Consider the following 23,299-nt stretch of genomic DNA (forward strand, 5'->3'; position numbering starts at 1 on the left):
GATACTACCGATTAGATCAAAACCAGACCGTCTTTGCACATAAGCTTGTTTATTGCAACATACAAGAACTATTGTTTCTGCCGCCACTCATTCTGCTTCCATCGAAATCATCAGGGAGCGCTGGTCTATTTCGCTTTTGATTCGATGGCGCAGGTTTCGCAGAAGAATGCGCTATCGCTTGTTGGCTCCGGCAATTTGATACAGCAAAGTAGCCTAATTGCGAAGGTTTCGCTGTTGTACTGGTTGTTTGCGATTTTTGGTTTTGATTGCGAATAAATTCCTCCTCAGATACTAAAGGTGGCATCTGTGATAGATCACCAGATGGTGTAGCATCATCTTGTACTGTTTCTGTTTCTGTTTCTTTTTCTTTTTCCTTTTCTTTATCTTTATGCGTACCTGATGACGTCGTTGCTACTTGTTGTCTTTTACAAGCAACATCGATGAGTTGTATTAACCTGTGATTCACATCAATGGCTGGACCGCCAAACTCAATCACTTCATTCAACTCGGATTCGCTTAACAAACCTTCATAATCGGATAATAATGCTTTGGTTGCCTTTTCCTTAACATTATTGAATAACCATTCAGGTAATGTTTCATTTGGGTTATCACAAATCTGACGCAGTGATTCAATTAATTTTTCCTTTGATTCAGCTTCATTCATGATGTAATCAACCACCAATTCATAGACGATGGCTCTTAATTTTGCCATTGCTGTTTGCTTCGTCGCAAAAATGATTTCCACATCTGGATGCAAGCCGCCATTTAAGCAACAAACGATTTGATTAAATGTACCGCCAACGCAGATAAATTTATCCTTTGGCCTCATATTATCCTGTCCATTTTCATCAAGATTATAACCACGTTGGATCAGATATAAATGATGAACAAATCGTTCTAAAGCCTGCTCTTTAGGGACAGTTAAAGTTTCGTTATCTTGAATCGCTGTCCAGATTAAAGAAATGACTTTTCTAAAGTCAAAACCTGAACCTCGCTCAACATTAGTAAACCATTCCGTCCTTAAAAGGCGCTCTAAACATCGTATGGCAGCAGCTATTTCATGCAATTCGGTTTGGTTTTTATTTTGATCATTAGATGATTTTCTTAATTGATCTACAAAATTAAACAATCCTTGAAGACAAGTTGCTTGATTCAACTTTTTTCCATATCTAGCATCTAATTTTCTCAATGATGTACTAACCGACTGGTGTACCTCTTCATTATGTACGCTTTGGCCATAATTAATATTATTTTGGTTGTTTTGATTATTTTGGCGACCCCCCATATAATCCGGCCTAATATAATCCCCGTGGCGGCGTAAATTGTCATGCCAAATATTGCGCCATGCATCATAAGCAAATCCTCGCGCTTGATTATCCCATTCTCCTCGATTGTTCCTATAGTGCCAATCCCAGAAATTAACCCTTTGTTCCTGTGTATTTAAAGTAAAGGGTGTAGTGAGTCGTGCCTCCTCCCCTAGTTCTTCGAAAAGGCCAGCGGGAACAAATGAATGAACCATCATCTCATTTCCATTGAGGGTGTAACCGATAATAAGAGTTAAACGAGTGGGATCATTAGTTTCATCAAATGTACAATAAATGTTTTCTATTGCGCGCACACTGCTTCCATCAAGATTTGAATACCACTGGCTGTTTCTTAATGCGCCTTCTAATAAAGAAACATGAAAAGCGTAATTATTTCTTATACTTGGATTACTACTCAATTCTCGGCTGGTAAGATCTCGTTTATTTACTTGAAATAATGTATACCTAGCTTGCATATTAATATCGCCTCGTTTTGTTTTAATAATATAAAATTGAACAAATTTTATATTATGCTTGTTATTTGATCAACCATTTTGGTGCAACATGAGTCTTTGCTAGCTAACGTAGCTAATTAAATAAACACTCTGGGATAATTAGCTTTCTTGTAATCTTCCTATAGATATTGGTTGGACAAAAAGAATACAAAAACACACTGTTAACCAGCTTTTTTATTTTATTACAATGGAAATCAAAATATTTTACTGATTATTTAGCTAGTGGCTAACTGATACTCGTGATTAAAGTTTTTCAATCCATGATTGACACTTTGATCAAAAATTAGCTAGTATCGCTTGGGGTAATAAAACAGCCAGATAAAATGGATTTTATATGAATCGCGATAAAGGTCGTCCGCCGCGCTTGTCTCTCCCTGCGCAGGTAACCTTAGGTCTTGTATTAGGCATCATTTTTGGTTTACTGGTTGGCGACAAGGCGGCCGTCCTTGCTCCTGTTGGCCGTGTATATACAATGTTGATGGAAGCCGTGGTCTTCCCTTATCTCATCTGTACATTACTGACCAGCCTGGGCGACCTCACTCCCTCCTTGTCTGCCCGTCTGTTAAGAAAAAGCAGCATTATTTATCTTTTTTTGATTTTGCTGGTTTTCGCCACCCTGATTATTTTAGCACAATCACTGCCAGTCAATCTGGCATCAGCGGCACATGAAAATGTCAAACAGGCAAGTTTGCTGCAATTTCTCGTGCCAGAGAATGTATTTTATGACTTGTCACAAGGATATGTACCCGCCATCGTCATATTTTTCACTTTATTTGGTCTGGCCTTGCAACATATCCCTGAAAAGACTTCCTTTTTCAAAATACTAACCATCATCAACCAAACCTGTCTCTTCTTTTGGAAAAAACTGGTACAGCTTGCACCTTATGCGACATTTGCGTTATTAGCGGATGTTTCCGGAACCATCAGGTTTGGTCAATTATCCGACCTGAGTCAATTCCTGACCTTGCTTCTGATCGGATCCCTGCTATTAATATTCTGGATCATTCCCTTGACGATTTCCACATTCACGGACATAGAATACACCACGATCATGACACAACTCAGGGATGCCATGATCATATCTGCTGTCACAACCCTGTCCGTCGTTGCCATTCCGTATATACAAGCAGTTACTTCCAGATTGCTCGCCCTGAAAAGCCAACAAACCTCCATGAGAAATTCCGGTGAATTTGACGCACACGAGCGTGACGATATTTTGCAGACCATCACGGTCGTGAGTTATCCATTCACTCAGCTGGGCAATTTTTTTATTTATCTTTTTATCCTTTTCGCCGCATTGTATTACAATCACACATTGGAAACAGATCAATATTACTTTTTACCCATACTAACCTTTTTTTCTTCTATAGGATCACCGACGAGTTCCATTAACGGCGTTTCATTTCTTTCAGATTCGTTGAGTCTGCCCGCCGATACAAACAGTCTTTATGTGACATTGATCCCTGTTATCCGCTATCCTCAAGTCGTTTTGTCCGTCATGGGATTTTCGTTTATTTCTCTTATTGTGTCATTTTCATTATTCGGGATGCTGAAATTAAACTTTAAAAGACTGATTCTTCATTATACGGCTTTCTTTCTGGTTATTTCCATTAGCTCCCTGATTTTAAAAAACGTATTCCCAAATCCAGGCGAAAAAAATTATGAACGGCTAAATGGATTTTCAATCTCACCTTCACTGACGCAAAATATCCATGCAGCAATCATGCCGTCATTTGACGAATCCCGGATCAAGCCGGTCAATTCCCAGGAAGACTCTCTCTATCGGATTCAGCGGTCAGGAATTTTGCGCGTGGGATTCAATGCAGATATGCGCCCATTTTCATTCTATAACACCAAACACGAACTGGTGGGATATGATATTTCATTTGCCTATGCCCTGGCAAAATCACTAGGCTGCAATATTGAATTCATACCTTTTACCTGGCAACACCTGGTGGATGACTTACTGGCTGATAAATTTGACATTGCAATGTCAGCTATATATGTAACAGAAGAAAGATTGCGCAAGGTTTATTTTACTGAACCTTACTTTCATAGCCCCATGTCAATGATTGTACCCATCGATATGCAGAACAAATATACCAGCACGGAACAGATCAGAGAGATTAAATCCCTTAAAATTGGAATTTTCAATGATCCGGTTCTGATCCCGCTCGTGCAGGAAAACTTCCCGAATGCGAGCATGATCATATTGCCAGCCTTGAGTGGCAACCAACCCGCAGAAGCTTTTTTGCGCCATGAAATTGATGCGGCTTTATGGAGTGAGGCACAAACTCGGGTCTGGGTTCTGGGACATCCGAACTATGCTTCTATCGTGCCATCCGGTGTCGTAGCGCCTTTTCTGATGGCCTATATGATTCAGAAAAATTCGCCCCAGTTTTTACGATTCCTGAATTATTGGCTGGAATTAAAAAGTAACGACGGATTCCAGCAAAAAATGTATAATCAGTGGATATTGATCAGGCCACTGGAAAATGAGCAGCCCAGGTGGAGCTTCCTCGGTAATTATCTCTAGAACCTGCTGTGCATTTCCTAAAGCTGATTCTGCAATTTCACACAGGAAAGCAAAGCTGGCACCTAGCCCTTCTCCCTCATCGCTTCGTAATATTTTTCTCTCAAAAAATGATCCGTAATATTTCTCAAGGCTGTATCTTGTGAACACTTTTCTATTATCGCCCACCACGTTCACGTTTTTGGACGCACATAATATGCAAGGCGAGGCACCAAGATGATGCGCATGAATTCACATTCATTGATTTGGCTGGCATTAAGGTCATTTGGCTACTTGAATATTTCGTCAGGCCACCCCATGTGGTCAGACATCCAGTATTTATTACTATAAACATCGTAAACACCTGCGACAACCTGTCCATAACCCAGCATGCCGCGGCCTAGTTGTAAAATTTCGTCAACCTGGCTCGCTGATGGCTGATGATACATATACAACAGTACTCCTGCACCCGTATTACCCAATAACTTTTCAAACCAGCTCTTATGCCGATTGAATATGTCAGCGGGAGAATCTGTAGTCATGGTTGCGTCAAAAACGGCAATGACTTTGGGAATGGTGCCGCCAAAAGTCTGTTTCATCATGGCGATTTCATAGGTTGAGGGCGGTCTAACTTCAATATAACCCTTGGCACCAAGACGGTTGCGTAAATTACTTAAAAGCTGCCAACTCACCTGGTTTTCCATGTTGAATCCTCCTGTTTTATGAGGATCAAAAATAAATGAATCATGATGATTATTATGTTCTGATTATATTTTAACATATTGCTGCATGCGGGAACAGAAAGGCGCAAACTGAAAACATATTGCTAAGCTATTAATTATATTATGCATGACAATGAACCTTGATGGCCGGCACTGCTTAAACAGATTCAAGACGTCCCTTTATCAATTCAGCTATCAGCTATAATAAATTGTATGTATCATTAAGGTGGCCTTTGATATGAAGCCGAGAGAAAACACAGCCCCGCCTTCTCAAACGATTGTTCCTGATAAATTTTTAGACTCGGAAGGCATGCTGATTCCCACGAATATCAGCAAGGAGCTAATTGCACAGTTGGCGGATGACCATGCTTACCCGGATGGCCGTTATAAGAAAAAAGAACTGGAAGACCTGCTTTCACAAACAGCCAGACCTTCTCCGGCGGCGGTAAACTATGATGTGATCAAACTCAATCATCAATTCTTCGCCGTCTTTATAGGAAAAGATTACTCTCTGGGTAAAGGCGCGTCTGGAAAAGTAAAATACCTGCAGTCTCTGACGGATTCCAGCTGGCATGTCGTCAAAATTATTCCCCAACGCAAGATTTCTCAGCATGAGTTTCAGAGAGAAGTCCATAATCTGATGAAAGCAGGCATGGGAACCGGGGGATTTTTTCGCGAATCCCCCTCCAAAGGCGGACAATATGTCATCGTCATGAAACATGCTCCCGGCATATCACTCGATAAACTACTGAGCAACGAAAATATAAAATTGAAACCGGATGAATGGCTGAATATTTGCCGCGGTATTTTAAGCGCGCTGGATGAGTTGCATCAAAAGGAATTGTTCCATTTTGATATCAAACTGGATAACTACATTTATGATCCTGAAACCAAGACGGTACGGCTGGTCGACCTCGGACTGGCAACTGATATCATCGAAGGCAAAGGACATATTCTCTCGGATAGCGTACCTCCGAATGCCGCACCTGAATGTGAGCAACCCATACCGCCAGACCGCGAAACCGCTGAAGTCGATTATATCGTGACTTATCATTCAGAAAGTTATGCCGCCGCCGCCACCATGCTCGATTTGCTTGGAAAAGAGGGAGTGATTGATAAGGAAAAAATCCCGGATCCGAAAATCCGCACCGAATTGCAAACCTTGCTCCGCAGCATGGTCAATGCAGACAGTCCCGAAGCGCGGCCGTCCGTAAAAACCGCGTTAAATACTATCAATCATCTGCTGCAAGCACAGCAGAAGTTGTCACAACCCAGGGAAAACCGCCCGCAAAGAACTGGTTTTTTTACACGGGACAGAATGGGCAACGCCAAGGCTCGCACTCCCGACACTCCTGCACCCTCAGCCGATTCCAATAAAAAGGTCTGATAGACTCATGCATCATTTGTTGACGCACTCATTATTCAACGAAACAAGCCGCTATTGCCGCGCAGCCAGACAAGAATTATAATTGCGGCCGATAATCTGCCCAAACCAAAATAACCCGGACATTCTGCAGACCACTGAGCGATGCCCTTCTATGCATGACCAGGAATTTTTAAGACAATTTGAAACCCTTACACTGGCGAAATCCGAATTCAGCCATCAAGGCCATTTACGAATTGCCTGGCTTTATTTGGGCAAAAATACGTTTGAGCAAGCAGTCTATCAAATCACTCACGGCATCCGGCGTTACGCCGCCCATCTGGGCGCCGCGCATATCTATCATGAAACCCTGACAAAAACATGGATCCATCTTGTCAGGGCCGCCATGATCATACAGACACATAAAACCTTTGAAGAATTTCTTCTTGGCCATCCCCACTTGCAGAATAAAGCCTTACCCTTTCAATATTATTCCGAAGCACTGCTTCAAAGTGAAGCCGCTCGCAAACAATGGATTGAACCCGACCTGAAATCACTCCCCTGACATTTGTTTATCATGTCATTCCCGCACGTCATTCCCGCGCAAGCGGGAACCAAAACCAGAGTTCATGGTTCGAGACGCCGCTGACGCGGCTCCTCACCACGAACGGGAAAATCCAAATCCGTTCGCCCCTTCGACAAGCTTAGGACAGGCCTGAGGAGGCACGCAGTGCCGTCTCGAAGGGCCTGTCCTAAGCCTGTTGAAGAGCTGTTCATCCCCCTTATTCTCGTCCGTCATGACAATTGACGCACGAGAATGAGGCGGTAAACCATCATTATTGCGTTTCTCCGCCTGATTTTATCGGTTTCGGAGTAACAACATGAGCAGTCGAATCCCGGTCCTTTTTTTCCCCTGGGCTTGAAAACATCACCGGAGAAATAGACACGGGCTTGGAATACTGGTTGAATGTTTTCAGCATGCTGGATGTTTTATTCAATTCCATCTCGATCTGGCTTAACGTATTGACCAGATGATCCAAAACAAAAACCATGTTTGTTAAAATTTCCGTCTGCGTGCGAACAGGCGTAATTTCCAAATCCGCCTGATGAGAAACGCGAGATTGGTCGCGTACCTCACTCGCCGGCTCAGCAGGTTGAAAGAATGAGGTGTTTGACAGCAAATCCATGCCTTCAGCCGTGCTACGTTCAGCAGGGATTTCCTCGCCCAGGCGCCTTGTAGCCTGCTCTACTCTATGCACGGCAAAATCAAGGTATTGGGAAGCAGGATGAATCCCTTCCCTGTCTTGCACGACACGACTGCTATCATAGTGCGGACTCATGATTGAATGACTGACCAAAGGCGACGGATGCGTTTTTTGCACTGGTGTTTGCACAGGTAAACGACTTGCTTTATCCAGTCCGGATACAAGATCTTCCATTACCTTATCCAGCTTATCCGTACTTCTGGTTTTTGCCCGCGCGGGTGAAGATTTCTTTGGCCGGATCCCGGATCCGGAAAGATTCAAATCCCGCCTCAATATCTCTGCATCTTTCTGCATTTTTAACCTGGTTTCACTCAAATATTTCATCATGTTTTCTATCGTGTCACATTGCTCCAGCTGAGTGATGATTTTCAGGACATAAGTGCGTCTCAACACATCGCTGGCATCAGGAGAAGGATTAGTCAAGGTAAGTCCGTATTCAACGATATCATGGATTTTCTGTCTCACGAATGCGCGAGATGCTTCATCCATTATCAGCCTGTCAATATGAATATAAACCTGTAATGCGGATTGATTCAGGTTTCTGACATACCCATCCCAGCCTTCATCCTGCGGAGTGATTCTGATGTTGCGCGTCTCTCCCTGTCTTTCTTCATCACTGGTGAATTTTTTCGGTTTATTCATGGCCGCCCTGTCATTCGATTCCTGATAGGACTTGCCCAGCGCGCGCGCGATATCCTTGCATAACATTTGTGCATCATCCTTGAGACCAAACGAACCAGGGGTATTGTTCGCCGCGGTTTCATGTGCTTTCATGGTATTAAAAAGCTTCACAAATATCTCAATAAAATTCTTGCGATCAGCGCCCTTGTCATTAAAACCCGGAAGCTTGTTATACTTTTCGAAGTAAATCCACATGGCATTGCGGTAGATTTCCTCCAGACCGGTTCTATCTTTTCCGCTTTTGCAATTGGTTGACACCACCCCGCCCATGGCTTCGACCAGCACACCCAGGTACGCGACCTTGAACGCCTCATAGTTAACATCTTTCAGATTTGATACAGTCCGCCGCATGAATCCGATGCTATATAACTGTGACAGTTTTTCATGCGCATCAGTGATGAGGTCATAGCGAGCCCTTTGTTCAGGATTCAACCGTCTCAGTCCAGGCTTGATCTGTCCGATAAAATCATCGGCCGTTTGCATAATTTCTTTTGCATATTCCCATCTGCCGCTATCCTGATGAGAAGCCACCCGCAATATATTGACCGGATCATTGCCGCTGATTATCCGCACATCCTGGTATTTGGACTCCCCGGATAATTCACGGACCGCATCCCGCTGGGCATTCGCCAGACGAATATCCGCCTTGGCGACTTTCACATCACTCAATAATGACTGCGCCAGCAAGACCGGCTTGAATGTGCTGGAAAGCTGCGGGAACAATTGTCTGAATCGGGAAAGGCTTGCAACTGCGTGCGACTGCATTTCATCCAGCATTTGCTCCGCGGTCAACCTGACATTTTCATCGCGGCTGACGTCAGGCATTTCATAGGGAACCATGGTACTGGTCTTGATGCTGGATGAGATGACATCACAATGATCGTCCGCCGCCTTGACAAGATAATTGGTGCGGATATTCTTGATACCGGGAATATGCTGCATGGCGGAGGATTGAAAAAGACTTTCAAAATAATCCCACCTGACCAATTGATTATTCCTGCCCTCCGGATCCGGAATGACTTGCAGCAGCCATTCCTGTTCCCAGTCTGCCAGCAGATTAAACCATGCCGGGCGATCCGCGGGTTTCTTGAGGTGGATCTTTTGATATTCAAGCCTCTGAGCATCCGAGAGTTTATTGCCATAGGGAATATCGACTTGCCAGATACTCGCCTCGCCTTCAAAAACCGTTTCAAACGCGAATACACGCTGGCGGTTATTATCAGCCACGAAATAACGTTCGGCATTGCGGATTTTGCGAATGACTTCGTCAGAGCTTTCACCGGTCACAGCACTGATATCCCGGGCAAGCAATCCGGCAAAATCATCCAGTTCAGCGCGCGGCGATTTATCCTTTCCCGAATAAGGTTCCATTGCAGAGGCTATCCGGTCAGCCAGTATTTTATGTAATCGTTCCGCGATGCCAATATCCTGCTTGTAAAAACTGCTGGAAAATTGCATGGCAAACAGAACGCCGGCAAGAATATTGAGTTTGCGAACGATAACGGAATGCTCGCGGATACGGGTCAATTCCTTATCTTGCAGCGGTTCTCCCTTATAGCTTACGCAAATCACTTGCTGCGGAATTCCGTTTATCACCCTGTAACCATTAAAATATTGATAGGGCGGATCAGGATATTTTTCCCTCTCGTGCTGTTGAATGAATTTTTTCAGGGCTTCCAGGGTCCCGCCCAGCTGATGGGCAAACTTGCCGCTCTCCTGAGAGTCGGCAGCCATTGCGCGTGGAAATAGCGACCGCGCAGCAAGCACATGCTCAGGAAGAATTATTTCAACAGGCGCGCCCCCACTGCTTGCGCTCAATACCCCGTTTAACTGGCTACGAGACTGCATGATGACCCCATCGCACTAGCGAATTTGATACTTATATACTTATAAATATAGTAGATTTTTTCAAAATTTTATTATGCCAGACTGATATTCCCGGCGCCGGTTATTATATGCAAGCATGGCGCATTATCCAAGGTATTGAATATATTTGTGAATCGCCACGACCAGATGGAAGCGCATGCTTTATGATAAATCCGTCATGATTCCGTCACGCTTTCGTCACCTATATGTCAATCAGCCGTCATGCACCCATCATCATAATTTAATATTCCCATCACCTTCCTGTCATAACGCACTCTGTATAGTCCGAATGAATCGATTAATTCATTAACAATCAAGGAGGTCAAGATGTTATCCAGTGAAAGCAGAACCCAGCCTGGCACACATGAAGGAATCATGAACCCGGAATCGCCGACTCCACCTCTCTACCCTGCGACAAATTTTGGCAATCATCCTCCCCTAATGCCCCAACCGTCGATACACAATCGGGCACTTGCGTCCGCACCGCTAATTGACCCTCAGTCACAGCCGGCATTCATCTCTTCTCCCGAATTTACTCAACCCGGAATCCCCCATGCCGCCAGAGAACTATCGCGTGATAATAGTTACCATAAAATCTTCAGCCAGCTGAGAGACAACGCGCGCGATAACACGCTGGATAGCGCCAGGCCTGAATTCCCCACAATCAAACTGGATAAGATCTTGCGAGCATCCACACTGTACGATGTTGATCCTGTCGCTCAAACCCGAAATATCGTCGCGGAATTCAACAGAGGCAATAAGGAAGATATCACCGAAGAATCCGTTCTCTTTGGCAAGCGCATAGACACCAATGAATTGCGTCTGGTTCATCGCAATAATGTGCCGCAGCTGGTTCCATTCACTTACAGACCGCGGCGTCTTGGCATTTACGCGACCGGTGTGACTGAAGAAATCGGTGTCTTTAAACAGACTGATTTATGCATAGGCGCTCACGGACGTTTTCTGGTCAATGTACCGCAGGGCAAGCTGGTGAAAGCGTGGGAAGGCATGAACCCGATATTTCTGGGAGAAGGCCCTCATGTCATCCGGCACCAGAACTTTCGTCTGGATGAATCACCGCTGGTCAACCTGTCTGATAACGTCATCACCCATGGAAATTATGCCATTGTCCGTGTACCGCGGGGAAAATTGGCTAAAATTGTCTTGAATGGCGTGCCGCACTTGCTGGAAGCCAGTCCTGAACCCTATGTATTCGATGATCCGACATTCACCATCTTGTTTCACAAGGTTAACGACAAAGCCCAATATTTTATTGATGCATCAGAGCAGTTGATCGAACATGGGTCGATTAAACGCATTATGCCCAGAACAGGCGAAGTCGCCATTGCCTATGACAATGGAAACCTGGTCGCCATCAAAGCCCAGGATAAACCCATTCTGATTGACTCACCGACTTTTTTCGTGGATGGATTTCTCAAAATCAATCGGCAGACACTGGTATTTCCCAGCCAGGAAACGCAGGAACAGCGCCGCCGTAATAACCCCGCGGATCTGGACGCCATCAATTACGAAGTCTTTCGAACCAGTGACGGCTTGCCTATCGGTGTCCAGCTGCTGGTCGCTTATGAAATCGACAATCCACAACTGACCCTGGAAACACTGCAAAAAGACGATATTAAAAAGCACATTGAAAATATTGTCGTTGCTCATATGTTAAGCGTCATCCAGAGCTGCAGTTCAGCGGATTTTCAAAAAAGCGGCCAGAATGTCGTAAAGGAAAAGGAAGTAAAAGATCACAAGGATGCATGGGACATTTTTCAAATGCCTTCCGAGCCCTCGCCTTTTTATTCCCAATTGAGCAAGGATACGCAGCAACTGGCGGATGACTTGCTTAAGATAGGCATTCGCATTACGCAATTGAGGCTGGAACCGCCCAAAATCCTCGATGCTAAAATTGCCGATGAAATGGCTAAAAATTCATTGCTCAATGCTACCGCGCGCGCCAAAGTATCAGTCCTGGGATTGAATTCGGAAATCACCTCCCGCGAAGCGCAGCAAACTTCTGAACAGCAGCGCATTCAGACAGAAAGGGAAAAGCAGAATAAAATCATGCAGGCTGAATGGGAGGCTGAAACCATCAAGATCAAGGCTCAGGCTGAACTTGAGGCGGCACGCTTGCGTGCTGAAGCCGCCAGGATAGAATACGATATCAAGATACGCAATATGCAGCTGGAAAATGAGACGCAATTAAAAAACATGGAAGAGCGGGCGAAATTATTCGATGAACATCCCGGCTTATTGAATCTGGAAATCACGCGGGTCCAGGCACAAGCCATGCAAGGCATTCAGAGTATTGTTTCGCCGGATATCGCCGGATCCTGGTTCACGACACCCGGAATCGGATTATATTCCGGCGTGCGCCAGCCTCCGGTTACGCAAAAATCCGTTCCCAGCTCTGAAAAGGAAGCTGTCAGCCTCACTCCGCAGGCAGCAAACAGGTTATAACAGTTAATCTGTCAACATGGCGGCTGATGACAGCTGAATGCTGTGATCAGCCGCATTGGCAGGAATGTCCGCTTTCAAATTCTCAAATCGGCACGACCGGATCGCCCCTGAACAAACGCGGCGCGCGTTAGCACCCCAGCAACGCTTCCAGATTATTTAATAAATGCGGAAACTGATAATACCCGGAAGCCGTGTTAAAGTGTCCCGCATTCATGATTACGTATCGCTCTGCTTCCAGCCGGAATGCGATTTCATCAGCCTGCGATGAAGAAACATAAGGATCATCATATCCGTGATAACAGATAAATTTACTGCAGTTCCGCCTGCACCTGTCCCAATCAAACGGCAAATCAACAAAGCTATGATTGATACTGTCAAATTGTTCATCACCTACTTTCCCAATGAAAGCACCTACCAATATTGCCGCATATATACGCGTCGATTGCCGCTCCAGCCAGCGCAAGATGAATGCCGCCCCCAGACTATGGCCAATCAGGATGGAATGTTGATTGACACAAGCTTTAACAGTCTGGTCAAATGCTTTCATCCATGTTTCTAGATGCTGCTGACGTGGCGTAGGCAATTGCGGCACCAGGCATGCCACCCCCGATTGGGACAATCTGCTTTTTAGCCATCCAAACCAGTTTTCGTCAGGATATCCGTATGCGCCATGAATGATTATTACGTTTTTATTCATAGGCATGATCAGGCATGAAACTGAATACTATCGTCTATCCATTTCAACGTGGTTTTCATCCTGTCATAATTGCTTTCTTTCATGATGACATGTCCCAGTCTGCGCAAAGGCTTTGGAAACGATGGAATATCTTCGTTTTTATGATAATAAAAATGAATTTCCTCCACGGCAGACTGGTTGATTTTATCCATGCCTGAAATGGATGAAAATCGATTAATCAAGGGACGGTAAAAAAAGCGGATACCGGCAACTCCGGCATGGCCGCAGGATAAATACCTGTTTATGCCCAGATAAGATGCGCAGGCATAATCAAAATAATTCACTCTTCTGGAAAGAGTGATCAATTCGCCAATTTTATCTCCCGCGAGTCTCGCCGCAATTTCCATTAAAACAGGCATTCCGCAGTGCGTGATGCGAACTTCAGCATGAAAAGGACAATTATCCGGTTTTAATACCGTTATGACTTCAGCGACATAGGTTTCAATTTGATTAATCATGTCGGAACTCAATGGAGGATTCACAATGTGACCTATTTCAATAAATTCTGACTGGTCATGGACAATTTTTTCCGTCACACTGAAAAAAACAACATGGCCGTTCGTCACCGTGCCTTCCACACTGTATTCCTGTCCATCAATGTATTCTTCATACAGTAATTGCCGGGAAAGCTGATATCCCCAAAGAACATCTGTACCCTGAAGAATACGCACAGCCGCCTGCAGCGCAGCCGTTTTGTTATCAACCTTGCGCACGTTCACACTCCCCGCCGCATCCACCGGCTTGCATACGCCCGGGAACCCGATTTCTTCTATTGCCTTTTCAAGCTCAGCCAGAGATGACACAGAATGAAATCGCGGAATCCGGATACCGGCCTGCCTGAGCTTCGCGCGCATTTGCGCTTTATTACGCAAGCACGCAACCAAGTCTGTATTTGTGCCTGGCAATCCCAGCATGGCGTTGGCATAAGCAGCTAGCGGTACAAAATATTCAAATCCCGGTATGACCGTATCCATCAGTGTATGCTGGCGGAGAAATTGAAGAAGCTTTAATACACACTCATCATCCATTGTATCAATTCGTATCGCCAGGTGCGCGGATTCGATGATGGTATCCGCCACTTTGCGCAAACCCGAATTTGCCGTCAAGATGATAATATTAAACCCGCTTGCCCAGGCGCGTTTCAGCATGGAAATGCCAGAACCATAGGGTTCAATGAAAACCATGGTCCGGTTTTCTACAGAGATTTTTTTCAACATATCAGACGGTAATATTGCCCCGGAAATCAAATGATCGTAATTGATCAAGCCGATAGTCATGCCGTTATCTCCCATTTTTTGCAAGTACATAGACAGGCTCAAAAGCGCAATACGCATACTCTTGCGGAAAAAAACAATCACTGATTTCGAAATACCGCCGTACAAGTGTTTCGAATTCCACTCTGGGCGGACAGCAAAAGCGGCTGTTACATTTGCCAAATGTCCCGATAAAATCCAACTCTGCCGCCATAGCCAGTAGTTTCTCTCTGCCTATACGATTTATAGTCTGCTGCCATCCCATGCTCCAGGTGGACTTATCGTAACATATGAAGTTCAACATGCTTGCCAAATCATGGCGGTTGTTGATTAATCCCCTTGTATAATCAGTAAAAACCTCATCCACTGTTTTGTCTATCAGACTGTCATCCGGTTTTAACAACAGATGACAGACGAAAATACCCTGCGGATTGAGTGCTGCCGCCGTATTTCGCAAAAATGCATCAAAATAATCCCAGCCAATCATATTGATGGCATCATCACCTATCGCGAAGTCAAACGTTTCATCCAGGAAACCCAGATTCAACCAGTCCAGCGGTATAAAAGTTTCATTGCTGGAAACAGCTTGTTGCTGAATCGTAAGCCTTCCCATTGCCCTGACCATGGACAGGGAGTTGTCCACCATAACCACTTTGCGCTCCAGGCGTTGAAAGATGCTGCGGATCTCAGGTGTTGCCCCAAACAACAGATTTTTGGCATCGCGCTTCGCACACTTGATGACATAATCATAAAATTCCAGGGTGCTGGGGAGCGGGCGAATGGTATAGCCTTTATATTTTTGCCATTCCTGGGCAATGTCTTCTTCATCTTCAGTCAACATATAACTCATGACTATACTCCTAAGCGGCTTTACGCGTTAAAAAGTGTTTCAACAACACATCATAATAACGCTGAACCGAATCAAGACGCAGATAAAATCCCAGCCAGAAATCAGAAATTTTTTCCGGACAGCGGGATAATTCCGGCAGTATGATTTTGTTCATCCAGCTGCCAGCATGCTGAATGTCGATTTCAGCATGTTCCTGATAATAAGCGGGATTGACCGCGGCACTCATGCGTAAGCGCGAAAATCCCGTCAATAGCTGAAGATAATGCGGCGGATCCAGCATTTCTGTCGCTGCAAGCACGCCAAAATACTTGATTTTATGATGCTGGTATAGCGACATATAACTGAACAGGTTTATTCCAGCCAATCCCTCCCATGACATCTGATTGACGACTTCATATCTATCGTAATGCATACCCAGTCTGGCGAGTATTCTCCTGAACAGAATCGTGTGAAATTGCTGCAGGCATCCGCGGCCCGCTTCATCCCATACGTTTTTGGCTATCTCAAGACGCACCGGTTCTGAAACACCCACCATGGCGAGTATAAGATAATCAAAAAACTCCAGGTTTAGAACCGAATCATTCCAGATCAGGAATTTCACTTCCTCCAGTGACGCTTCCTGGCGCAGATAGGAATAGAGGGGATGCTGAAAAACAGGATGTCCCGCCAGGACATCTGCCGCATCTTCAATGGAATGGATGGGTCTGGAGCAGTCATACCGGTTCATACAATCAACCATTTCGTTTTCAATCCAGACGTTCTCAATGTACCTTAATTTGCAGATTTGCATTTCGTTTAAAGCCTGGTCTTCATCCTGGTTATAAATGAGATTACGATAAGCCTCATTTAAATAGAGGTGAATTTTTCTCAAAAATATTTCATTATTTTTTTTGAACGCCATTAATAAATCATTTTCACTAATATTCATTTTAAACTCCTTAAGCTCCATTGTGCGGATACCCGCAAATCGGAGTCATCCGCAGAGATACGAAAAAATAATTGGCCGGTTAACCAAACAAATAAGTAAACAACCACATGACTAACAAGGCAGGCATGAAAAGACAACAGTTCCCGCTCTCGTGACAATAACTCTCATATGCACGAATGTTATGTTTCTGCTTCCTGAAGCAGCAGACGCGAGAAAAATTGCCGCTTCGCACCACGACGATGTCGCCGTGTCAACTTGAGTGAGTAAAGAAAGAAAATTCAGACGGGATATTGGGAAACTGACTACTTAAAAACAGAATTTAAATATAAAACAGAAGCATTATTCTTTCAACTTCTTTAGCATATTTTTGCGAATAATAATATTGACTCGCGCCAGAGATGACTAACACCGCTTATTTGCAGCATCCACTTCCATGCCCAGAACAAGCAGCACGGAAATCCCATTTAATCTGCGCATTCCATATGCTCGATGACAAGCTGTATTTTGCGTCTGCCTTTGTACTCATTGACATCCAGACGATAGGCGGCGCGAATGGACTGGCAGCGATGGTCAGGCCACTGCTGCGTGTCAATAAAAAATGCCACTGCATCCATGATCTTGTCTCCTTTCGCAAGCCGCAGCTTCAAATGCTTGTCTCCAATAATCCTTTGTTCCAGCACATTGAAGACATCATCAAACAAGGGCTCGGGAAAAGCCTGTCCCCATGGTCCCGAATCACGCAGCAAACCAGCCACTTCCAGTGTAAACTCTTCATGCGTTAACTCGCCGTCACTCATCAAGGCATGCTGAAGCTGCGCTTCTGTCACCTGCCTCGCCACCGCCTCATCAAAAGCCTGGCTGAATTTTTCCAGACCATGGCCCGGAATAGTCAATCCGGCAGCCATGGCATGCCCGCCAAACTTGATGATCAATCCCGGATATTGAGCATCGATGAGAGCAAGAGTATCACGAATATGCAGACCGGAAATCGAGCGCGCCGATCCTTTCCACTCATTATCCTGACCTGGCGCAAATACAATCACAGGTCTGTGATAACGGTCTTTGATGCGTGAAGCGAGAATTCCTATCACTCCCTGATGCCAGGCTGCATCAGACAAACAAATGCCTTTGGGCAGCGCCGTCTGCAAATTGTCGTGAAGCTTGTTCAGCGCTGCGATCGCCTGCGCCTGCATGTCACTTTCTATATGCTTGCGTTCTTCATTTAATTCATCCAGCGTACGCGCGATACTGCGTACGCGTACCGTGTCATCGCATAACAGACATTCTATGCCTAATGACATGTCGTCGAGTCGACCCGCCGCATTTAACCGCGCAGCGACGGCAAAGCCCAGATCCGACGCCACTGCCCGGGCATAATCACGCCCGGATAATTCCAGCAGGGCAATGATGCCCGGGATACATTGTCCCGCGCGTATGCGCCGCAGGCCCTGATGAACAAGAATGCGGTTGTTATGATCAAGCTGCACCAGATCGGCCACCGTCCCCAGTGCAACCAGATCGAGGAGACGCGACATATTGGGTTCAGGGATGTTTCTGGTTTCAAACCAGCTGGCGTTAGAAAGATATCTGCGTAAAGCAAGCATGACATAAAATATCACGCCCACGCCGGCGAGGTTTTTACTGGGAAACGGATCCGCCGGCTGATTGGGATTAACGATGGCATCGGCCGGCGGCAGCGTCGTTGCCGGCAAGTGATGGTCTGTGACAATAACGCGCATGCCTAGCGACTTGGCTGTTTCAACCCCCGCGTGATTCGCAATGCCATTATCGACGGTTACAATCATTTGAGGCTGGAAATTCCCGGCTGCGCTGACCAGCTCCGGTGTTAATCCATAACCATAAGCGAAACGATTGGGAACCAGGTATTGAACATTGTCGGCACCAAAACTTCGCAAGGCGCGCACGGCGACCGCGGTGCTGGTCGCGCCGTCCGCATCAAAGTCTCCCACAATCAGGATCTTGTGATTACCTCTGACCGCTTCCGCCAGAAGACTGACCGCCTCGTCCATCCCCTTCAGAGAATCATAGGGAAGCAGTGAATCCAGCGTTCTATCAAGTTCGTGCGCAGACCGTACCTGACGAGCAGCGTAAACCCGCCGCAACAACGGATGGACATCGCGCAGCGCATCCGCGTGTTCCTGATTATATTCACGCCTGATAATGTGTTTTTGCATATTATTCCTTACGAAGCCAGGACAGACACTTTCATCCATCCGAAAAAGACACGCCTGCCTCGCATACCCTCATACTGGCGAGCCTGGATTAAACAGAGGAAACCGTCCCGAGTCTATCGTCAGGATAACCGGGCCACCAGATATTTATTCATGATTTTACGATTGTAAGCGTCGACCGTCCCCACGCTCCAGATACAGCAGGCCAGCCAAATCAATAAAGTAATGAAAAAGAATTTATTGCTGACCACAAAAAGACTGATCAGAATCATGAACAACCCACCCCAGAAAGAAGCATACAAGAGACCGACCGGCCCCAATATCACACTGAATAGCAAGGCCGCCGCGACGCTTTTATAGGGCAAGGCTGGCTGCGTCTGCATGGGTGTAGTCATACTCTATCCTTATCTTAAAGATGATATTCGAACTGTTAATGCGTTAGTGGTAACATAATCACGACAAATTCTGCTGTCAATGCATTCGGAGAAGTTCATGGCCACACTGGACCTAGATGATAATCAGGCGCAATACCAGATACGCTCCTTTAAGCCAGGCGCCATACAAGTCAATGAGAAAACCATTACATCCAGTATTATCATTACACCGGATGAGTTAGTTCCAGACTGGCAGCCGCAAACCGTAAGCGAGTTAACAGCCGCATCCCTGAATGTCATTGCCGAGTTAAAACCCGATATCCTGCTCATAGGGACGGGCCCGACCCACATGCTTTTATCAATTGAAATATATGGAAGTTTAATCAATCAAGGCATAGGTGTTGAAGTCATGGCCACCCCCGCGGCCTGCCGCACATTCAACGCCTTGTGCGCGGAAAACCGTAGAGTGGCTGCCGCCTTGATCATTAGTTGAGCTTTCCGTGTTCTCTTGTCATTCCCGCTTGCGCGGGAATGACAAGAAAGCGCAGGAATGACAGAGAAGGCGCGGGAATGACAAGAGGGGTGAACAGGCCCTTCGACAGGCTCAGGACAGGCCCTTCGAGACGGACACTGACGTGTCCTCCTCAGGGCGAACGGCGGTGAAAATCCCGTTCGTGGCGAGGAGGAGACGTTGTCATGCCAGCATGTTTTTAGCTGGCATCCAGAAATATTCAAAAAGCCTGGATCCCTGCTTGTGTCAGGCTCTTCGAGACGGCACTGCGTGCCTCCTCAGGCCTGTCCTGAGCTTGTCGAAGGAGCGAACGGATTCGGATTTTTCCGTTCGTGGCGAGGAGCCGCATCAGCGGCGTACCTTCCATTCGTGGTGAGGAGCCGCGTTAGCGGCGTACCTTCCGTTCGTGGTGAGGAGCCGCGCTTGCGCGGCGTCTCGAACCATGAACCCGGGTTCTGGATTCCTGCTTTACCGGACACTTCTGCGCGCAGCTGCGTATGACCCGTCTGCAATACCGGATATTCAGGCTTAAGGAGCAGGCTGCGCCAGCAGGGGGAAGACTCGCGCCAGTTTCACACGATTATCTTTCACATGAATGATTTCGATGGGATAGCCGGCAATTAACACAGTGGTCCCCACATGCGGCAATGCTTCCAGATGCTCTATGATCAAGCCATTGATTGTTCTCGGGCCGCCCAGCGGAAGCTCCCAGTCTGTCGTGCGGTTGAATTCGCGCACTGTCATTGCTCCATCCACCAGGTAACTGCCGTCGGGCTGCAGTTGAATACGCTTGCCTGATGCAAGACTGGATGTAAAATCGCCCACGATTTCCTCCAGGATATCATTCAAGGTCAGCAATCCCTGGATTTCCCCATACTCATCCACAATAAACGCCACTTTTTCATGGCTTTGCTGAAAATATCCCAACTGAATATTCAGCGACGTTCCTTCAGGCACAAAATAGGGCTGCTGCAAAAAATGCTCCAGCAATTCTTTGGTAATGGTGGTTTTTGATAACAAGAGCCGCAGCATTTCATGCGTATATAAAACACCCATCACCTGATTAATGTTTTCGCGATAGACTGGAATCCAGTCTTGATGATGTTTGTTAATAAACGCAATAATCGATTCCAGCGGCTGTTCGATATCAATTCCGGATATCTCGCTACGGGGAATCATGACATCATCAACAGTAAGCTTGCTCAAATCCAGTATTCCCAATAACATGTTCTGATACTGACGGGAAATTTTTCCCGATGTGTCATAGACGATACTGCGCAATTCTTCGCGGGACAGAGGTTCCGCGGTGTGATGGGCAACATGGATCCGCAGCAGTTTGAGCAGATTATTGGTAATGGCATTGGCAAACCAGACGACAGGATAAAGGATTTTCAAAATGATTTGTACCGGATACGCCACCCAGCGCGCCACTTTTTCCGGGTAAATGGCCGCGAGTGTTTTAGGTGCGATTTCAGCAAAAATCAACACGACAAAGGTCAGTGTCAACGCCGCCAGCAACGCCCCGTGCTCACCCCAGAAATGAAACGCAAGCAGCGTAGCAAGCGAGGAAGCAATCATATTCGCGAAAGTGTTGCCGATCAGAATGGCGCCCAGCAGACGGTCAGGACGCTTCAGCAGTTGCAGCAAGCGTATCGCGTAACGTTTTTTGAGGCGCGCCATATGGCGCAGCCGATAGCGGTTGACCGCCATCAAGGCGGTTTCTGCACAGGAAAAAAAAGCAGCGAACAGTATCAGCGCAACCAGCAGTATACTGAATATGAAAATTTGAAAATTATTCAATCAATGCCCTTAGCCATTGAAATTATCACTGAATTATCTTACAAAATATAACGGCTTATGATAACGGCACCCTTGCCACAGTCCGTTCCGGTTCTTTCCTGGGTCGTGATAAGGTAAAATAACCCCGCGAAGCTTGTTCATTATATAATACAAATCGAGGAATAGAAAATGGATACGCGCGCCACACCACCACTGGTTTCTGACGTCGAACAGGATGCGCAGTTAACCGCCATCCTGCCAGCATCACTGTCATCAAGCCGGGACATGACTCTGCACACCTCTTCCGATGATGCTCCGCCAGACCGTTCAGAGGAACAATCCCGTCATCTCATCATCGATATGCCGCCGGATACAGCAAGCTTGCCGCCGCGACTTTCACAAGATGAAGAAAATCCATCCGGTCTTCTTTCCGGCAAACACCCGGCGGAAGATAATCAAGATGACCAGAATGACCAGGACGACCGCGAGCAAGATCATTATGATGCATGCTGCACTACTGTCAGGCCATTAAGACCATTGTTGTATTTCGGCCCGATATCTGTGGCATTGACAGAAGCCGCCGACATAGGACGCAGCTTGTGGACTTCGCACACTACCTCTTATGCCATTATCATTACCGCAAGCGGAGCAGCATTCCTGTCCTCCATAGGCCTGACAGGAGAAACCACCCGAGAAAACTTTGACGAAACTTGCAAGATCGTCAAAAAACGCAGGTTCCCGCGCGACTGGCCCAAACTTTCAAAAACCCGTGAAGGAGTAGCCATCGCCCTCTCCGCCCTGCCCGCCGTCTGGGGACCGATATGCGAAGGCATGCAGGCTTATTATTTCATGGACGGGATTCCTTCGGAATATCATTTCGAGAAATCCGTCAATCCCGTTTTGTGGATGGTGATTAGCAGTTTCGTCGCTTCAGGTGCCGGCATGACCAACGCGCTGACAGACAGCGCGGAAATGTATAAAGTGATTCGAGAACGCCTGGCTGGCACGCATACTCCTTATACCAATTCATTCAGCACCATCGCCAGCCCGTTGTTCGGCGGCGCAATGGGCACCCTGAAGTCTCTGCAGGATTCCGTACAAAGCTATATTGCCATCAAAAGCATTTTTTCCATTACCAGCACGCACGGAAGAATACTGATAGGCGTGCCCAGCATGGTTAATACCATTCCGTCATTTTGCTTTGCCGGTTTGTATAACATCAAATCGCTGGATGAATTTTTTGGTTACATACAAAAGCGCAAGATTGAACCGGCAAAAATCGCGGCATTTTCCCTGTCCCTGGCACTAGGCATTTATCTGGCCTTCTGGAAACGCGCCTTGAACACGTCTTTCCACAAAGATGTCGCGACGGATTTCGGCATCAACAATTCCACTATTCCCGATGAGGTATATGAATCCCTCAGCTGGGCCATGTTCGTACAGGAATCCCTGCAGGCGACCGCGTGTCTTTATCCTCCCATGCATAATCTGGTCAAGCGTGTCTCCTCCGGCATCAGCCGTATCTATAATGGGATTTGCGGCTTATTTTCCTGCGGCGACCCTGCTTCATCCCCTGATCGTGAAGAACGCGAGCGTCTGTTGAGCGATGATTATGACGAAAATGAATCTCTTTTGCGGGATGAGCACTCCAGGCCGCCTGTAGCCATTAATGAGGAGCAAGAGGCTGACTTCTTATCCTCATCTGCGCACGGGCGACCGCCCTTCCCGGAAGGAAACCAGCCTCAGGATGAAGAAAGCGGCCTGATGACTGAACGAGAACCGGCCCGCGTCTCCACTCATAATGATACCTTGTTTTCCAGCAGGCATTCATCCACGCGGCGAAGTCTTTCCTCCGCTGACAAAAAACCCGCAACAACTTGTGTGCTCATGTAAAACCGAAAAGCCGTCAGTCTGCCAATGCCGAAAATGATCTCTTTTCGCGGGGAGTATTTTTTATGTATACTCTCAGCCGCTTATTACTT

General features: G+C 46.3%; 16 protein-coding genes. 6 read left to right on the forward strand and 10 right to left on the reverse strand.

Features of this window, described 5'->3' with window-relative positions; genetic code table 11:
• Positions 1-49: 49 nt before the first annotated feature.
• Complete coding sequence (locus AQULUS_RS07740) at positions 50-1,780, reverse strand: hypothetical protein (protein WP_148339493.1); 1,731 nt, start codon at positions 1,778-1,780, stop codon at positions 50-52.
• A 373-nt stretch (positions 1,781-2,153) separates the two neighbouring features.
• Between AQULUS_RS07740 and AQULUS_RS07745 the strand changes: the two genes are divergently transcribed.
• Positions 2,154-4,355: a cation:dicarboxylate symporter family transporter gene (locus tag AQULUS_RS07745; protein ID WP_148339494.1), complete on the forward strand. Its 2,202-nt coding sequence runs from the start codon at positions 2,154-2,156 to the stop codon at positions 4,353-4,355.
• Between the two features lie 266 nt (positions 4,356-4,621).
• On the opposite strand, the gene AQULUS_RS07750 is transcribed toward AQULUS_RS07745, so the two are convergent.
• Positions 4,622-5,035, reverse strand: coding sequence for a hypothetical protein (locus AQULUS_RS07750; RefSeq protein WP_148339495.1), 414 nt, complete (start codon positions 5,033-5,035; stop codon positions 4,622-4,624).
• Between the two features lie 256 nt (positions 5,036-5,291).
• Between AQULUS_RS07750 and AQULUS_RS07755 the strand changes: the two genes are divergently transcribed.
• Together AQULUS_RS07755 and AQULUS_RS07760 are read left to right on the forward strand one after the other, a co-directional pair.
• Positions 5,292-6,440: a protein kinase family protein gene (locus tag AQULUS_RS07755; protein ID WP_148339496.1), complete on the forward strand. Its 1,149-nt coding sequence runs from the start codon at positions 5,292-5,294 to the stop codon at positions 6,438-6,440.
• Positions 6,441-6,591: 151 nt separating this feature from the next.
• Positions 6,592-6,981 carry a hypothetical protein gene (locus tag AQULUS_RS07760; RefSeq protein WP_148339497.1) on the forward strand — a complete coding sequence of 130 codons (390 nt, stop codon included), beginning with the start codon at positions 6,592-6,594 and terminating at the stop codon, positions 6,979-6,981.
• Positions 6,982-7,252: 271 nt separating this feature from the next.
• Here AQULUS_RS07760 and AQULUS_RS07765 read toward each other — a convergent pair whose 3' ends face one another.
• A complete protein-coding gene (locus AQULUS_RS07765; RefSeq protein WP_148339498.1) occupies positions 7,253-10,210 on the reverse strand; it encodes a hypothetical protein in 2,958 nt (985 codons plus the stop codon).
• A 345-nt stretch (positions 10,211-10,555) separates the two neighbouring features.
• Here AQULUS_RS07765 and AQULUS_RS07770 point away from each other — a divergent pair, with 345 nt between their 5' ends.
• Positions 10,556-12,694: a hypothetical protein gene (locus tag AQULUS_RS07770; RefSeq protein WP_148339499.1), complete on the forward strand. Its 2,139-nt coding sequence runs from the start codon at positions 10,556-10,558 to the stop codon at positions 12,692-12,694.
• Between the two features lie 127 nt (positions 12,695-12,821).
• Here AQULUS_RS07770 and AQULUS_RS07775 read toward each other — a convergent pair whose 3' ends face one another.
• The 6 genes from AQULUS_RS07775 to AQULUS_RS07800 all read right to left on the reverse strand — a co-directional run bounded on the left by AQULUS_RS07775 (position 12,822) and on the right by AQULUS_RS07800 (position 19,048).
• Positions 12,822-13,391 (reverse strand): RBBP9/YdeN family alpha/beta hydrolase, encoded by a 570-nt coding sequence (locus AQULUS_RS07775; protein ID WP_172622778.1) that lies wholly within the window; start codon positions 13,389-13,391, stop codon positions 12,822-12,824.
• Positions 13,392-13,399: 8 nt separating this feature from the next.
• Positions 13,400-14,737, reverse strand: coding sequence for an ATP-grasp domain-containing protein (locus tag AQULUS_RS07780; RefSeq protein ID WP_172622779.1), 1,338 nt, complete (start codon positions 14,735-14,737; stop codon positions 13,400-13,402).
• Complete coding sequence (locus AQULUS_RS07785) at positions 14,712-15,533, reverse strand: class I SAM-dependent methyltransferase (RefSeq protein ID WP_148339502.1); 822 nt, start codon at positions 15,531-15,533, stop codon at positions 14,712-14,714. The genes AQULUS_RS07780 and AQULUS_RS07785 overlap by 26 nt, the downstream gene beginning before the upstream one ends.
• 10 nt (positions 15,534-15,543) lie before the next feature.
• Positions 15,544-16,461 carry an iron-containing redox enzyme family protein gene (locus AQULUS_RS07790; protein ID WP_172622780.1) on the reverse strand — a complete coding sequence of 306 codons (918 nt, stop codon included), beginning with the start codon at positions 16,459-16,461 and terminating at the stop codon, positions 15,544-15,546.
• A gap of 464 nt (positions 16,462-16,925) precedes the next feature.
• Positions 16,926-18,656 (reverse strand): single-stranded-DNA-specific exonuclease RecJ, encoded by a 1,731-nt coding sequence (gene recJ / locus AQULUS_RS07795; RefSeq protein ID WP_148339504.1) that lies wholly within the window; start codon positions 18,654-18,656, stop codon positions 16,926-16,928.
• 119 nt (positions 18,657-18,775) lie between these two features.
• Positions 18,776-19,048, reverse strand: coding sequence for a hypothetical protein (locus AQULUS_RS07800; protein ID WP_148339505.1), 273 nt, complete (start codon positions 19,046-19,048; stop codon positions 18,776-18,778).
• 97 nt (positions 19,049-19,145) lie between these two features.
• Between AQULUS_RS07800 and AQULUS_RS07805 the strand changes: the two genes are divergently transcribed.
• Positions 19,146-19,520, forward strand: coding sequence for an Mth938-like domain-containing protein (locus AQULUS_RS07805; protein WP_172622781.1), 375 nt, complete (start codon positions 19,146-19,148; stop codon positions 19,518-19,520).
• A 546-nt stretch (positions 19,521-20,066) separates the two neighbouring features.
• Here AQULUS_RS07805 and AQULUS_RS07810 read toward each other — a convergent pair.
• A complete protein-coding gene (locus AQULUS_RS07810; RefSeq protein ID WP_197737304.1) occupies positions 20,067-21,338 on the reverse strand; it encodes an HlyC/CorC family transporter in 1,272 nt (423 codons plus the stop codon).
• A 168-nt stretch (positions 21,339-21,506) separates the two neighbouring features.
• Between AQULUS_RS07810 and AQULUS_RS07815 the strand changes: the two genes are divergently transcribed.
• The gene (locus tag AQULUS_RS07815) at positions 21,507-23,210 is read left to right on the forward strand and encodes a hypothetical protein (RefSeq protein ID WP_148339507.1); all 1,704 of its coding nucleotides are present in this window, start codon (positions 21,507-21,509) and stop codon (positions 23,208-23,210) included.
• Positions 23,211-23,299: the final 89 nt, after the last annotated feature.

Source organism: Aquicella siphonis (genome assembly GCF_902459485.1).
Lineage (GTDB): Bacteria > Pseudomonadota > Gammaproteobacteria > DSM-16500 > DSM-16500 > Aquicella > Aquicella siphonis.